This window comes from Paenibacillus sp. LS-5 (genome assembly GCF_056121505.1).
In genome coordinates this window covers 330429-345569 of sequence record NZ_JBWAVA010000004.1, presented here as the reverse complement: position 1 = coordinate 345569, position 15141 = coordinate 330429, and the positions used below count along the sequence as shown (strand labels likewise).

Sequence of the window (15141 nt, the reverse complement as noted above, 5' to 3'; positions counted from 1 at the left end):
CTGATGTCCAAGATTCGGTTAGGCAGTACCCGATTAACAGGAGCGGATGGCATTCGTGCGATCGCTTGCCTGTCCGTCATTCTGCATCATTTGTCACAACGGCTAATGATGCCCGCACAAAAGCCTTGGCTTCAAGAGGTACAGTCGGTTTTCTTACTGGGGAACAGCGGGGTTAGCTTGTTTTTCTTGTTAAGCGGTTTCTTGCTCTCGTTTCCCTTTTGGAGCGCTTACGTAGAGAATGAGCCGTATCCGAGTATCCGCACTTATGCAGTGCGCCGTGCTGCAAGAATTATGCCTGGCTTCTATGTTTCATTCCTGGTTTGCCTGTTGCTTGTATGGAGGCTGGATATTCCTGCGGAGTTCTTGTGGCGGCGAATCATAACGGGTTTTACGTTTACGTCAGGCTTCCATTATACAACGTTTTTCCCCTCCGACTTGAATGGGCCTTTCTGGTCGATCAGCTTCGAGGTATTTTGCTATGCGCTTATGCCTTTGTTTATGGCTGTATTGTTTATGCTCGGCAAGCGGCGTTCGTTCGGAAAGGCGATCTTGTTCTGGTGTGTCGCATTTGGATTGGTGCTTGTCGCCAATTCCTTTGTCCATCAATGGTTTACGCCAAGCGAACAGGGCCGGGGCTGGGATTATGGTCTAATTGGCGGTGCGAAATTCTGGATGCCGAATTACAATCCGATCGGATTCTTCGGCCACTTCACCATCGGCATCCTGGCTGCAGGTGTAACAACCGCATTCATGCAGCATGGCACTGCAATGGAGCGGATCCGCAGGCTCGGGCTGTTCGACGCAGTTGGAGCAGTGGCATTGGGGCTTGCCGGTTTGCTGATCTGGCGTATGCGCCACCAGGGCGAATTTGACTTCAGCCTTCAGCACCAGCCATACTACTTCCCGGCTTATGCCATTTTGTTCGGGGTCGTGCTGCTGTCGGCACCGTTCAGTGTGATCTTAGGACGCTTGCTTGATAACCGCTTTTTCCGGTTTACTGCAAAAATTTCGTTCGGCCTGTATATTTGGCATTATTTATTCATTACGTTAATCGAAAAGTACGGCATCAAGGACTATCGCTATTCCGGGATTGAGGACGTGTGGCGATGGTTAGGCATCAGTGTATCTGTCGTCGCTATCTCATATGCGGCGGCTACGATATCATATTACGTCATAGAGCAGCCGTTCATCCATTGGTCGAAGGGCAAACCGTTCTTCCGGCGTAAGGGGACGGATACACCTCCGGTTAATGCCGCATAAATTATTTCTCTTTCTCAGATGTTTTAATGGTATCCGCCCAGGCGCCCTTTCCGCGAATGCATATGATGATAATGCCTACTCAATGAAAGGAGCGATCATATATGGGATATTTTCCAACGCCGGGAACTGGTGGAGGATTTCCGGGATTTCCGGGTGGACCTGGCGTGCCGGGAGGACCGGGGTTTCCAGGCGGATTTCCTGGAGGACCTTCAGGGACTCCGGGAGGTGCACCGGGAGGCGTTCAAGCTCCAACGGCTCCGCCGCCGCAATTCGTACCGCAAATGCAGGCTGCCACATATGCCGTCGACCCCGGCGGGATCAGACGCTGCCTGTTCCGCAACACATACATTTGGCTGAACAACGGCGAGCAATTCTGGTTCTATCCGGTATTTGTTGGGCGTAATTCTATTGCAGGGTTCAGATGGTTCGGTTTCTTCTGGGGATACTATGGTATCGATTTGAATCGGATTAGCTCATTCACCTGCTTCTAAGACAGGGGGACGTGTATCTGCATTCTTAAAAAATGAAAAAAAAGAAACCACTTTTTTGGTAAATGGGGGGACTACCCAACCATTCCAGAGGAGCGGTTTCTTTGTACATTCAACATACAATAAGACATTCCAGAAAATCACATTATCCTCCTATAATCCTCTTAATACCGGCCTCATAGAAAGGGTACATATCATCCAGTTCCATAATATGTGTTTGGATGGGCACACCATACATTAAAGCGAATAAATGACTTACGAACTCATTGTACTGAGAAGGATGAATCGCGGGTATCTCCGAAAGATGGTAGATAAAAACCTGCTGTAGGCTTAGTGGCTTTACCTTTTGGCCAAATGCTTCCTTATTAAACAGGTAATACTCATAAGGTGCAGGCTCGATAGCGGGTGGTCTTTCTGTAAGCTTACTATAATATTGAATGAGTGAGATCATGATTTTTTTACCGGGAACCGTATCATCACAAATCGATTGAAAGACTCTATATAATCCGGCTTCTCCGTGATCCCTTTTGCAGTGAATATCAAAACTCCTATCATAAAGCCACTTACAAATAAAGTAATCCAACACCTGTTCCTTGTAGCTGAAGTTTTTAAAAAAGGTTACTTTAGTCGTATTGATGTTAGAACACAACTCTTCAAGGGTTAAGTCATTAATACTTTTTGTTGTTAGCAGACGAAGCATCTCTTCCAGTATGGATACCTTCAAAAGAGCAGCCTTTTTTTCTCTAATTCCGAAACTCTCCATCTCTTTGCTCCTTCCTGATCCTGCTTCTAATCCAGGCTACACAGTTTACTAGTAAGATAGCAACAAGCACCATATAAAATATTGAAGTTGCGAAGCTTTTGATGATTGTGAAGGTACTTGCAACATATACGAGAATTGTTGGAACTGCCGCTTTGTACGAAAGCATCATGAAGATCATGAGGTTTTCCAGGTAATCACATAACATGGCAACCACAGGGAGGGATAATGCGGCTTTTGAACAAAGAGAATATACTGGTACTGCTGACGTATGCTTCACCTTATGATATAGACGAATCAGCAAAATGAAAGTAGATAATCCAGTTAAGCAATTGAGGATAGGAAACAAAATATCGAGGGGTAACTGAATATGCAGATACAGGGTATAGCCTTTTTCCGATAACTGAGATAGAAAATTATGCGCATATTCATAATCATATCCTAAAGAGTTCATATCAAAGATCAAAAGGCCATCAGCTTCTTGGCTTATGTGTGGAATAGAATAGCTTAGCATAATGGCATAAATAGCTTGTGACCCTAACAGAAACAGCAACCACAGCTTAAACGTTACAGTTTCCAGACTTTTAGCCAGTGTATGAAGCATGAAATAACCTCCTTGATAAATATTAACCGTGGTAAAAAAATGTACTGAAGTTAATATTAATGTAAAGGGGGAGCGGCTCAAAGTCAACAGGATTTTATACGATGTGCAGGAAATGGTGTGAAGCTGATCCATGCGTTACTGCATACCACAAAGAGCACCGCCCTATGGACGATGCTCTTTGTGGTATATAGCCGTAAAAGTTATGGAGTATATTGCTGTACGATTGAGGTTACCCTGCCATCCTGAATCGTAATGTGATATGGGGATTGACTTAGGTCAAAGACGTCCTTTTTGGCGAATTCGGCCAAGAACTTATGAAGCGTGATGCTTTCATTCCATCGGATATCCAAATCTTCTAGGTTCCCGGTATGATCGTAAATCTGCATCGTTACCGCAGCATTATCAGCAACGGGATACGAAGTAAGCGAGTCACTGTCATTTACAATATAATAACCGTCCAGTGCGCCGCCCAGCTCTGCCGCGGATTCAGGCTCACGTTCAGCAAAGATACGGTCCGCTTCAGCACCTTCGTACCATTCGATCTGGTCGGCGGTCATGGTCGTATGTCCGTCTTTGGTCTTAAGCTCATGTATATAAACCGTCAATTCCTGACTTTTAGATCCGCTATGCGCTTCTGCGTGTGTACCTACCGTACTAGCCGTAGTCACGAGGGAAAGGAACAGGAGGACCAAAGCAGGAAACAAAACAACCGATTTTCTTTTGAACATGTAAAAATTCCCCCTTGATAAGAATATGACACGGTATACGTCTATATACCTAATTACCCTCCGCTGATTTTCTCAAACGGGCTTTGTACCTCTATAAACGTAGTTCCGGCAAAAATGTTGCAAAAAGTTTCGGACTTCTGGAACAGGGAAATTAGGCTTGCGTGCTGAAACGGATTCCTGTTTAAATGAGAACCTGACATTCTGTTAACGCACTCCGGTCATGACCTGATTGCTGGTGAATGGCTGAGCATTGTTGCAAAGAGCGGTATTTTGAACGTATGATAAGGCCGGGTGATATTCCGGGTCAATCTGAATATATTAATATAAACGGGACGCACACTGGAGGATTATCAGGATTCTAGTGAGGATGTTATGCGGTTTGTGTGTTAAAAGAGGAGCTACCATTGTTGAAACCAATCATACAACTACTGCATTTTGGCTATCATCAGGCGATGAGCTGTATATTTCCGGTTGCGATCTTTGGAACCTTGGCTCTTTCCAGCGTAGCGGAGGTACCTTTCATTTACCGTTATGATGCCGTTCTTCTAGTACTGCTTGCAGTACAGTATCTTATGTACCGCAGTGGACTTGAGACACTCGATGAAATTAAAGTGATCTGTATATTTCATGTTATTGGATTATTGCTGGAAATGTATAAGGTGAGAATGGGATCGTGGTCATATCCTGAACCTGGATTCACAAAGTTACTCGGTGTACCGCTCTATAGCGGATTTATGTATGCCAGTGTGGCAAGCTACATGTGTCAGGTATGGAGAAGACTAAAGATGGATATGACCGGCTGGCCGGGACTTAGCTTTGCGGGGCTATTGGGAGGGGCTATTTATCTGAACTTTTTTACACATCATTTTCTACCGGATCTTCGCTGGTGGCTGACGGCGCTTGTGGTTGTTGTCTTCTGGAGAACATGGATCATCTACCGGGTGCAGAACATTACTTACCGAATGCCACTGACACTAGCTTTTTTTATTGTAGGTTTTTTTATCTGGTTAGCTGAAAATATAGCGACATTCTTTAGTGCATGGAAATATCCTAACCAGCATGAGGCCTGGCATCTGGTTAGCTTCAGTAAGATCAGTTCATGGTTCCTTCTGGTCATTATCAGCGTCATTATTGTTGCCCAGCTTAAACATGTTAAAGCCGGCCGGGACACGCAAGATTCATGATAGCGGCTAGTCGAATACTGACGAAGAACTATTGTGTAATAAAATAGCGGCAGTCTGGGACTTCGTTATACGGTCCAGGCTGTCGCTGTTTCTTTATGTACCTGTTCAAGACGTAAGCTGATTGAGGATCAGGGCAGCCGCCCCTGCAGCCACTGCGTTGTCACTCAGGCTGCCTTTGGTGAAGCGGACCTTATACTGCTCGCGGTAGTAGGTTTTTTCGAGGGCGGTCCGTGTGGCCTCCTGATAGAAAACATCTGCGTATGAGAATAAAGGGCCGCCAAGAATGACCTCCTCCGGATGGAGAATGTTGATCAGATTGGCCAGGCCAATGCCGCAATACACCGCTGCTTGCCTGAAGATTTCGTTAACCACGGAATCACCGGCCTGCAGGGCTTCAATTAAATGCGAGAATTCCACATGCTTCGGGCGGTTTGCCAGTTCGCGGAGCAGAGTGGCTCTGCCGCGGTTCCACTCCCCACGGGCCTGCATTTCCAGTGTACGGATGGACACGTAGGATTCCCAGGCCCCGTAATTGCCTCCAGGTACGCTGGAGGGAAGGCCAGCAGTCTCGATGATCATCTGCCCGACCGCTCCTTCGGTGTCAGTGACGCCGTATAGAATCCGGCCCTCATTCATAATAGCCGAGCGCAGGCCGATGCCGGCATGAAGATAAAGCAGCTGATGCTGCCGCCGGTCGCCACCCGCCCAATATTCGCCGAGAAGCGCAGTGTTAGCTCCATTATCCAGATACACTGGAATATCAAGAAGCTGTTCCAGCCGTTCTTTGATGCGCACCTGCGACCAGCCGGGGGCGACGAATCCGGCTGGTGTCAGAATGGTTCCCTCCTTGCGGTCCAAGGGGCCAACGGCTCCGATCCCAAGTCCGATGACCCGGCTGATGTCAATGGAGGCCTGCTCCAGCATGCTCAGCACCTGGGTATATACGGAATTCATCAAGCGTTCAGGTGTAAGATCCTCATCCATGGGCCAAGTATATTCATCCAGCAGTGCCAAATGGAGATTCGTAAGCACAAGCCTGGAATGTGTCCGGGAAATTTCCAGGCCAAATACATAACCGTAAGCGGGATTGGTCTCATATAGTGTAGGCCGTCTGCCCCCCGTCGACTCCCCGTAACCTACCTCCAGCAGCAGGCTTTGGGCAAGCAGTTCATCGAGGATACGGGTTAAGGTACTGACGGTCAGGCCGCTTTCTTCCAGCAGCGTTTGTTTGGATACAGTCCCTTTTTTTCTGACGGACATATACATATCCTTGGCTCTGGGACTGGGAATAAGTTCATGAATAGGCAGCACAAAGGTCTCTCCTTATTAATAGATATCCCGATCAGATTAGGGGGATAATTCCGATTAAACTTGATAACAGAATGACATAAAAAGGGGGGGCCCGCAACTTCTATCACATAAATAAAAAAGGCTCCACGGCCGGAAAACGGCTGCGGAGCATCTGATAATGGAAGAATACGGGTCAGAGCAGGGTTTTAAAGGTGTGGCGAATCACATCACCGCGGCTGATAATGCCGACAAGCACATGATCTCGCTCCACAGGTACCTTTTTAATCTGTTTTTTGCCGAGAATAGTAGCGATTCTCTCAATATCTTCGTCCCAGGGAACGCTGATGACCTTCTTCTTGGCGATATTCATGACATTCAGGTTCAGCAGTCTGCGAGTCCGCTCCTCAAACTCTTCATTATCCCCGACAAATACATTGATCTGAAAAAAAGAATCGACGATAAGATCCTCATGTTTGCCGATATACCGCATGATATCCCCATCGCTTAAATAAGCGACAATTTCATTTCTGTCATTCACTACCGGCATGCCGCTGATCCGGAACTGAATGCATCGTTCAATAAAGGTGCGGACCGTGTCGCCTTCCTTTACTTTGTATACTTGTCTGACCATAAACTCATGAGCTTTCATAATTTCCCTCCACAGCCTGCTATTCCGTCAAATAACTTGTATGATGAAAGTATATACTTGTATTATACAAGTGGGAATGGTAATGTCAATGATCATACTATGCATGTTGTATACGAAAGGACAATACTGTCATGGAAAATTCAATAGATATCATAGAGCTGGAGATGGCCGTTATGGTCCGCCGCCTCGTATCAATGACCACCTATAAAAAAGTCGGTAATCTGGACCGCTCCGCTTATCTGTTGCTGCATCAAATAGCCTCCCACGGCTCGGCTGGCGTGAAGGCTTTGTCCGATGAATTCCACCTGGATATATCTACGGTCAGCAGACAGGCGGCAGCGCTGGAGCAAAAAGGGTATGTTAAGCGTATTCCCGATCCGGAAGACGGGCGGGCGTATTCGCTGGAAATGACGGATGAGGGAGAGGAAGTGCTGAATGAGAATAAGAAGGCCCGGCAGGACATTATCGGAAAAATGCTCAGCAGCTGGAGCGATGGGGAACGTGTGATTTTTGGCGAGCTTTTGCGGAAATTTAATGCTGCAATTCATGAAGAGGTTCCGGAGTAGCCGAAGGGTGTCGCCAAACAGAAACTGCTGTATTCTGTGTAACGGATTTCCGTGGAAAAGGCCCCTTGGGGCCGAAACCGGGAAATGCATTGTACGAAATACAGCAGAATGGTTGGTTCAATGTCAAGGAAACATAGGGTTCCCTTGCATACCGACCCAGAGTTCTGACTGCTCCAATTGGGCGGCCAGCTGCAGCAGCAGATCCTCGCGGCCCTTGGAAGCCATAACCTGAACTCCAATGGGCAGGCCAGCGGGCGTAAGGTGCAAGGGGACGCTCATTGCCGGCTGACCTGTGAGATTGGCCAGCTGTGTGAAAGGCGTATACGTCAGACTGGGCTCGAACATCTCGTAGATCATCCGCCGCTGCGCTTCCTTCGGCAGCTCGCTTATTTGCAGCAAAGCTTCTATTTCCTCCGGCTGCTGAGTAAGCTCCCCTATCTTAGGGGCCGAGTCTGCGTTCGCAGGTGTGATATACAGGTCATAGCGGCTCAGCAGACCCGCCATTTGCGCAGCGGCTACATCCCATTCATTCAGGCTGTGCACGAATTCAGCGGCGGAGACCTTTTTACCGGCTTCGCCCAGCACCCAGGTTACGATATCCACTTCATGTGCCGCAATGCTGCGCCCCATCCCGGTTTCCAGTGACAGGAACATCGCTGCCACTTCTCCGGCGTTCATCGTATAATAATTTTCCATCAGACGCACACCGTTCACCGGACTCAGCTTCTCTTCGACCTCATGGCCTTCGTCCTGGAGCCATTTTACGGTTTTTAATACCGCCGCCGCAGCCTCTCCGGTGACTGGCGTTCCAACAGGGGAGGCTGTTGTAAATGCGATCCGCAGCTTGCGCTGTGAGGGCTTCATCAGGTCGTCCAGATAGACGCCGGGGTACAGCGGCGTCTGAAATGCGGCTTCCGGCTGCACAATCTGCAGCAGATCCAGCATGGCTGCGCTGTCACGCACGGAACGTGTCAGCGCAAAATCGATGGAGGCGCCCTGCCATTGGCGGCCGACTCCCGGTCCTACCGGCGTACGGCCACGGGTAGGCTTCAGACCGAACAGGCCGGTGAAGGAGGCCGGGATGCGGATCGAGCCGCCTCCGTCGCTGGCACCCGCAGCCGGCACGATTCCGGAGGCCACCGCAGCGGCAGCTCCGCCGCTGGAGCCTCCGGGAGAGCGGTCCGTGCTCCAGGGATTCCGGGCAGGCCCGTGCAGGAGGGGTTCGGTGATGTTTTTTAGCCCGAATTCCGGAGTATTCGTGTGACCAAGCGGAATAAACCCGCCGCTGCGGATACGGGCGACATAGTTCGAATCGCGTTTGGCAATGTTATCCTTCAGGAGCAGAGCGCCAGAGGTCAGCGGCTCGCCGCCAATCGCCTGGGAAATATCCTTCAGCAGAAAGGGGACACCGGCAAATGGCCGGGACGGATCAGCTGCCGGCATGGCATCGGCCTCCTTCAAAGCCGCCTCCCGGCGGGTGCGGACAACGGCATTGAGCAGGGGATTGACCTCGTCCAGCCTGGCGAAAGCCGCCTCAACCAGCTCACGCGGCGACACCTCCCGTGCCCGGACCAGCGCGGCAAGACCCAGCGCATCATAGGTGGAATAAGCAGATAATGTCATGATGACAACCTCTTTTCGGCAGGGACTCTTGAATGGCAGGGTCCGCTGAGTTGTAGTATTGGAAATGGTTAACCTTATGTATCACTACACCAGTGAATGTCAGAGATGCTTCTTGCATTATACACCAGCCGTTGCTTATTTGAAGAATCGGAGGAGCGCTTCTGTCACGTCCCGCTGTCAGGGAAGCCATAAGCAAAGGGGAGTACTGCGGACCGCGATGCGGCTGCCGGTACTCCCCTTTCGGTTGGATTCAGATTGTAATAACCGTGCTTAAGGCTGTAAGCCTGATACGAGGATGCCATTTTGATATAGGGTTACATGATTCCAGGTGCTGTAAGCCGTTTTGGCGGGATCAAACGAATAATCATCTGCTTCGCTAAAATTACTCCAGTCGCTTTTGAATAACCGCAGTTGAATATCTCCGGTCTGCCCTCCAGCCGGCAGAAGGCCTGCTCCCGGGGTAAAGCCGACTTCAACATAGGAATCAGCACCTGCGGCATTTGCTGTTCCAAAGGCAAGGGTGATGTTGGCAGCACCCAGTTGTGCCCAATCAACCGCACCATTCAGCGTCTGTGACCCGTCTTTGGTGAAATAATAACGGATTTTCAGTCCGCTTAAGCTGACGGCGGAGGTACCGTTATTCTTGATATTGAAATGGGGTTTGATCTGGTTGTCCGTTGCATTCGTATCAGCGGTGCGGTAATAGAGTGCAAGACCTGTTGGGGCCGCTGTTGGCGCAACTGTTGGAGTTGAAGTTGCAGTGGCAGTGGGTGTCGGTGTCGGTGTTGCTGTTGGTATTGATGTTGCTGTCGGTGTTGCTGTCGGCGTTGGTGTTGGTGTTGCAGTCGGTGTCACGGTAGCTGAAGGTGCAGGTGTTGTTCCGTTGTCCGGAACAGGCACGTAACCGGGTGTGGTATAGATTTTGTTGAGCACAGAGGTTGCCTTCAGGCCATAGGCACCGTTCACAACGGATTTCCCCCAATCCGAGAGGCTGCCGGCAGGACTGCTGGCCAGATCGAGATATTCGACCCCACCGCCGTTTCCATACCAGGACCACGCTAACCAGCCTACACCCTTTTCCTGCGCGTAACTCATGATGGTCGCTTCATCGACATCTCCGCCGGTATGCTTCCAGCCGAACTCTCCGACGATGACCGGCACCCCAATGGCCAGGGCGTTGTCAATATTGCTCTTTACTGTTGTTGCTGATCCTCCGGCATATTCATACATATGAATGGAAAAAATCGTGTTAGCCAGCGGATCGGAATTGAACACAGCGTTCCCGCTAGTGAAAATAGAGGATGGGTACTGTCCCCAGCCTGCGGCATCCACGACCAGCGTATTCTTGATGCCTGCAGCCCGAAGGGCTGGAATGGCGGACTGATAACCGCTGGCCCAGGCCGGCGTGCCCCAGGAGCCGAACCATTCATTGGCAATATTGACGATAACCCGGTCTTCCTTACCGATTAGCGCATCCTTGATGCTGATCCAGTAGTTGACGGCCGCATTCAGTGTAGAAGCATTATCCGAGCCGGTTGCGTCATGTACCTCGAGCATGGCTGTCAGCTTGTACTGATCACAGAGGGCAAGTATAGCTTGTACATCGGAGAGGCTGTCGAGAGACCACTGGCCCCCATCAGAGAGCACGATCCGCACTACATTTGCGCCGGTGGCTGCTATGGCAGGAATGGCTGTTGCCAGGTCGTTTTTATACCATGTGTGCGCATGATTTATCCCTCTCATAACAAAGGGGCTGCCTGTGGCATCAATCAATTTGGTACCGCTTACATGAAAACCCTTGACGGAAGTTCCCGCGGCTGCTGCCTGCTTCTGGGGGAGCGAGAGGGAGAGGATGAGGACACACGTTAGAGCCAAAACACTAAAGCTGCGGAACGAAAAATGCTTACTCAGTTTCATGGATAGTTCCTCCTTTGCGGATTTGAATTGCCATCTAATTCTGCATACTCCCCGAAGTGTATGAGGTACCTGGCTCAGACCACCCCCAATATCCATATATATCCAACATAACATATAGAGGTTTGTTTGGGAATAGTTATGTAAAAATGATAACAAAAATTTAATTTTATAGAGGACATGCCTGCCTGCATTGACAACAAATTTTGAATTGACTATACTTTCAGTAATCTTATAACTGATATGCGATGAACGAGACAGTAGCAGCCTTTGTCCCTGTTACAGAAAGCCGGGGGGGATGGAACCCTGGCACACACATGGACTGCGAATTACACTCTGGAGTATCTTGGGTAATGCCAAGCGGAGATCAAGCGAACGATACCTCGCTGTGAGTGGTGCAGACCCTGCCGTCAGGCGGACTGCGCAATTTGGGTGGTAACACGGTTAATGATAATCGTCCCTGTGTCTGAATAGACAAGGGGGCGATTTTTTTGTTGCTTCCTGATCTCCCACAAATACCAAAATCATAACAAAGGGGCTGTATCAGCTTGAACATTATTGATGAACTGGAATGGCGCGATGCCATCAATCAGCAGACCGATGCAGAAGGACTGCGGGAATTAACGAACACGAAGGCAGTTTCACTCTACTGCGGTGTGGATCCAACGGGCGACAGTATGCATATCGGCCATTTGATTCCCTTCATGGTGCTGAAACGCTTCCAGCTTGCCGGACACCGTCCGGTCATATTGATTGGCGGGGCAACGGGAACCATCGGTGATCCCAGCGGCCGCCAGAGTGAGCGTACCCTGCAGACCATGGAACAAATACAGGCGAATGTGAATGCACTGACAGCACAGATGAAGAAGCTGTTTGTGACCGATAGCGACAATCAGGTGCGTATGGTCAACAACTATGACTGGACCCACAAGATTAACGTCATCGAATTTCTAAGAGATTATGGCAAAAACTTCAGCATCAACACTATGCTCGCCAAAGATGTGGTATCGAGCCGTCTGGACAGCGGGATTTCGTTCACGGAATTCTCCTACCAGATTCTGCAGTCGCTCGACTACCTGCATTTGTACCAGCATGAGGATGTGCAGCTGCAGGTCGGCGGCTCCGACCAATGGGGCAATATTACAAGCGGCCTGGATCTGATCCGCAAAAAAGAAGGTGCGGACGCCAAGGTATTCGGCCTTACAATCCCTCTGATGCTCAAATCGGACGGCACCAAATTCGGTAAAAGCGCAGGCGGCGCGATATGGCTTGATCCGAAAAAAACAACGCCATATGAGTTCTATCAGTTCTGGGCAAATGCCGATGACCGTGATGTGGTAAAATACCTCAAATATTTCACCTTCCTGACCCAGGAGGAAATCGCCGCACTGGAGGAGAAGGTGCAGACCGAACCGCATAAGCGCGAAGCGCAGAAAGCATTGGCTGAAGAAATGACCCGGTTCGTTCATGGTGAGGAGTTATTGGAACAGGCGAAGCGTATAACCGCAGCCTTGTTCAGCGGAGATATCCGTTCCCTGACGGCAGAGGAAATCGAGGAAGGATTTAAGGAAATGCCGACCTTCACATCTGGCAGGGATTCGAAGAATATCGTGGATTGGCTGGTCGATCTGGGGATTGAGCCGTCCAAGCGTCAGGCCCGTGAAGATATCACCAAGGGAGCGATTTCACTGAACGGTGAGCGCGTGACCGATCTTGGGGTGGAAGTAACTGCCGAAGATGCAATCGGCGGGCGTTTTATCATCATCCGCAAGGGCAAGAAGAATTACAGTCTGGTGAAGCTGGCCTAGAGCTGGTGCCTGGATATCAGTTCGCCAAAAAGGGAGTGCGCACAGCCATATTCATGGCTGTATGCACTCCCTTACTTTTTTAGCTGCATAAAAAGTATTCCCGATCAGGTACGCTGTTCGTCTGTGAGATAAGTCCTTACAGAAGGAGGAGAGTAGGTAGCGAATTGCTCTAGAATCCCATTAGGTGTTGTATCGGTGAGAAACATAGTCCGGTGTTTGTCCAGCATGAATTGCTCCCGGGCCATCTGGTCAAACAGGGAAATCAGCGGATCATAATAATGCTGTATGTTCAATATACCGCAAGGCTTCTGATGCAGCCCCAATTGTGCCCACGTAAAAATCTCAAAGTATTCTTCCATCGTCCCCGGCCCGCCCGGTAAAGCAATGAATCCTTCGGCCAGCTCCGACATTTTTAATTTGCGTTCATGCATCGAATCCACCACGATCAGTTCCGTGAGCTGTTTATGCTCGATTTCCCGGCCTTTGAGAAAATGGGGGATTACCCCGATAACGTTACCGCCGGCACCCAGCGCGGCATCCGCCACCTCGCCCATGAGGCCAACAGTGGCTCCGCCGTAGATCAGGGTGATGCCATGTTCAGCAAGCGCTTGACCCAGCGCATGGGCGCTTTCCTTGTAGACGGGAGAAGCTCCGTCACGTGATCCGCAAAATACAGCGATACTTTTCATAGGTGAATAACTCTCCTTTGCATAGTGAATTCACTCACCGGAAGCGGTCTCCCGGAGCACACTTCTTAACGGTAGCACATCAATGAACTTATTGCACACCGGTATGAATAGAAGGCGGCAATTCATGTCCTGAACCCTTGAAAATGTGCGTCTTGTCATTGTAACCGGGAAGACACTTACGTCTGAATGGGAATAGGTTCATAAATTATAGATAGATAAGGGAGATGGCTATGAGCAAGCGTACTCAAAGATCAATGATCGTACTGCTGTCAGTCGTTGTTCTGTTCGTGTTACTGGTCGGGGTGTTATATACGGCAAGCGGTGCATTCAAGAAGGCGAAATATTTGGACCCCTGGAAACGGGATTATGCCAGCCAATTCGAAGATCCGCGCCTGCAAGTGGCAGCGTACGGGCTCCTGGCAGCGAATGGACACAATATGCAGCCCTGGACAATTCGCCTGGACAAGCACAATCCACTTAAGCTCTCTTTATATACAGATTATACGGGACTTGCACTGGAATCAGACCCATTCGCCCGTCAGACGCTGGTCTCCCAGGGTACTTTTTTGGAATACCTTAGGATTGCCAGTGAGCAGCTTGGGTATCAGGCGGAGATGAAGCTGTTCCCTAACGGGGAATATGATGAGCAGAACTTAAGCGAGAGCATGAAGCAGAAGGCTGTGGCGGAAATTACACTGGTAAAGACAGCGCCTAGAGTGAATCTGCTGTTCGACTCCATGTTTCTGCCGGACACGAACCGTTTGGCCTATAAGCCTGATCCGCTAACGCCGGAGCAGATAGAACAGCTGAAGCAGACGAATGACGATAAGGATTTAAGCCTAACTATACTGACGGATTCAGCCAGCATTCAGAAGCTGGGAGCTTATGGAGTAGAGGGCACAGCTATTGAAACCGGCCTTACGCGGATGAATGAGGAATCGGCACGCATCTTCCGTTCCAATGAATATGAGAAGAATCAATACCGCTACGGGTTCTCATTCGAAGGGCAAGGGACCACAGGTGCGAAAAAACATCTTCTTCAGGGACTAATCACCCTCTTTCCGTCCATGAATAATGAGAAAGCATCCACCAAGCTTGCCGTTCAGTCGGCCCGGGAAGCAGCGGACCACTCACCGGCGTATGCCCTGATTCTGAGCAAGGACAATAGCCGCACCAGCCAGGTTAAGGCAGGCATGTTCTACAGCAGGCTGATACTGGCAGGTCATGAGCAAGGACTGGTGATGCAGCCGCTGAGTCAGGTGCTGGAGGAATACCCTGAGATGAAAGAGCTTTACACAAGAATTCACAAGGAGTATGCCCCGGGTGGTGAGACGATTCAGCTTCTGGTCCGCATGGGCCAGCAGACACGGGAGACTCCGCTGAGTATGAGAAGAGAGGTTACGGAGCTTATTGCAGACTAGCCATGGCGAATGATCTAAAAAAACCACGATACATTCTTTAATTTTGAGTAAGACGCCTCTTTTTCTGTATGCTACGATTTGGGTTGAGAAAGGGGGCGCGTCTTCTTTCATAGTTGTAAGCGCTTAATTCATTCATCCCAAATCCATACAGAGGAGT

General features: G+C 49.6%; 14 protein-coding genes. 6 read left to right on the top strand and 8 right to left on the bottom strand.

From position 1 onward, the window contains the following. The first annotated feature begins 3 nt into the window (after window positions 1-3). Window positions 4-1260 carry an acyltransferase family protein gene (locus tag AC0MA3_RS09095; RefSeq protein WP_474655927.1) on the top strand — a complete coding sequence of 419 codons (1257 nt, stop codon included), beginning with the start codon at window positions 4-6 and terminating at the stop codon, window positions 1258-1260. A 101-nt stretch (window positions 1261-1361) separates the two neighbouring features. Beyond that, the gene (locus AC0MA3_RS09090; RefSeq protein ID WP_474655926.1) at window positions 1362-1751 is read left to right on the top strand and encodes a collagen-like protein; all 390 of its coding nucleotides are present in this window, start codon (window positions 1362-1364) and stop codon (window positions 1749-1751) included. Between the two features lie 142 nt (window positions 1752-1893). Here AC0MA3_RS09090 and AC0MA3_RS09085 read toward each other — a convergent pair whose 3' ends face one another. The 3 genes from AC0MA3_RS09085 to AC0MA3_RS09075 all read right to left on the bottom strand — a co-directional run bounded on the left by AC0MA3_RS09085 (window position 1894) and on the right by AC0MA3_RS09075 (window position 3840). Further along, the gene (locus AC0MA3_RS09085; RefSeq protein ID WP_474655925.1) at window positions 1894-2511 is read right to left on the bottom strand and encodes a hypothetical protein; all 618 of its coding nucleotides are present in this window, start codon (window positions 2509-2511) and stop codon (window positions 1894-1896) included. Next, window positions 2492-3112, bottom strand: a complete 621-nt coding sequence (locus tag AC0MA3_RS09080) for a hypothetical protein (protein WP_474655924.1) — start codon at window positions 3110-3112, stop codon at window positions 2492-2494. Before AC0MA3_RS09080 ends, AC0MA3_RS09085 begins: the two co-directional genes overlap by 20 nt. Before the next feature lie 200 nt (window positions 3113-3312). Then, window positions 3313-3840 (bottom strand): hypothetical protein, encoded by a 528-nt coding sequence (locus AC0MA3_RS09075; protein ID WP_474655923.1) that lies wholly within the window; start codon window positions 3838-3840, stop codon window positions 3313-3315. Between the two features lie 407 nt (window positions 3841-4247). Between AC0MA3_RS09075 and AC0MA3_RS09070 the strand changes: the two genes are divergently transcribed. After that, the gene (locus AC0MA3_RS09070; protein WP_379160164.1) at window positions 4248-5024 is read left to right on the top strand and encodes a DUF817 domain-containing protein; all 777 of its coding nucleotides are present in this window, start codon (window positions 4248-4250) and stop codon (window positions 5022-5024) included. A gap of 105 nt (window positions 5025-5129) precedes the next feature. Here the strand turns inward: AC0MA3_RS09070 and AC0MA3_RS09065 are convergent, their stop codons facing one another. Together AC0MA3_RS09065 and AC0MA3_RS09060 are read right to left on the bottom strand one after the other, a co-directional pair. After that, a complete protein-coding gene (locus tag AC0MA3_RS09065; protein ID WP_474655922.1) occupies window positions 5130-6335 on the bottom strand; it encodes an ROK family protein in 1206 nt (401 codons plus the stop codon). Window positions 6336-6507: 172 nt separating this feature from the next. Continuing rightward, window positions 6508-6963 carry a CBS domain-containing protein gene (locus AC0MA3_RS09060; RefSeq protein WP_379160170.1) on the bottom strand — a complete coding sequence of 152 codons (456 nt, stop codon included), beginning with the start codon at window positions 6961-6963 and terminating at the stop codon, window positions 6508-6510. Window positions 6964-7094: 131 nt separating this feature from the next. Between AC0MA3_RS09060 and AC0MA3_RS09055 the strand changes: the two genes are divergently transcribed. Then, window positions 7095-7529, top strand: a complete 435-nt coding sequence (locus AC0MA3_RS09055; RefSeq protein WP_379160173.1) for a MarR family winged helix-turn-helix transcriptional regulator — start codon at window positions 7095-7097, stop codon at window positions 7527-7529. 123 nt (window positions 7530-7652) lie between these two features. Here AC0MA3_RS09055 and AC0MA3_RS09050 read toward each other — a convergent pair whose 3' ends face one another. Further along, the gene (locus tag AC0MA3_RS09050) at window positions 7653-9152 is read right to left on the bottom strand and encodes an amidase (RefSeq protein ID WP_474655921.1); all 1500 of its coding nucleotides are present in this window, start codon (window positions 9150-9152) and stop codon (window positions 7653-7655) included. Between the two features lie 270 nt (window positions 9153-9422). Then, a complete protein-coding gene (locus tag AC0MA3_RS09045; RefSeq protein ID WP_474655920.1) occupies window positions 9423-11069 on the bottom strand; it encodes a cellulase family glycosylhydrolase in 1647 nt (548 codons plus the stop codon). A 545-nt stretch (window positions 11070-11614) separates the two neighbouring features. Here AC0MA3_RS09045 and tyrS point away from each other — a divergent pair. Beyond that, on the top strand, window positions 11615-12874 hold the full coding sequence (gene tyrS, locus AC0MA3_RS09040) for a tyrosine--tRNA ligase (protein WP_474655919.1): 1260 nt from the start codon (window positions 11615-11617) through the stop codon (window positions 12872-12874). Window positions 12875-12978: 104 nt separating this feature from the next. Here the strand turns inward: tyrS and AC0MA3_RS09035 are convergent, their stop codons facing one another. Beyond that, window positions 12979-13563, bottom strand: coding sequence for an LOG family protein (locus AC0MA3_RS09035; protein ID WP_474655918.1), 585 nt, complete (start codon window positions 13561-13563; stop codon window positions 12979-12981). Between the two features lie 230 nt (window positions 13564-13793). Between AC0MA3_RS09035 and AC0MA3_RS09030 the strand changes: the two genes are divergently transcribed. Continuing rightward, entirely contained in the window at window positions 13794-14984 is a 1191-nt protein-coding gene (locus AC0MA3_RS09030; RefSeq protein WP_474655917.1) for an Acg family FMN-binding oxidoreductase, read from the top strand. Window positions 14985-15141: the final 157 nt, after the last annotated feature.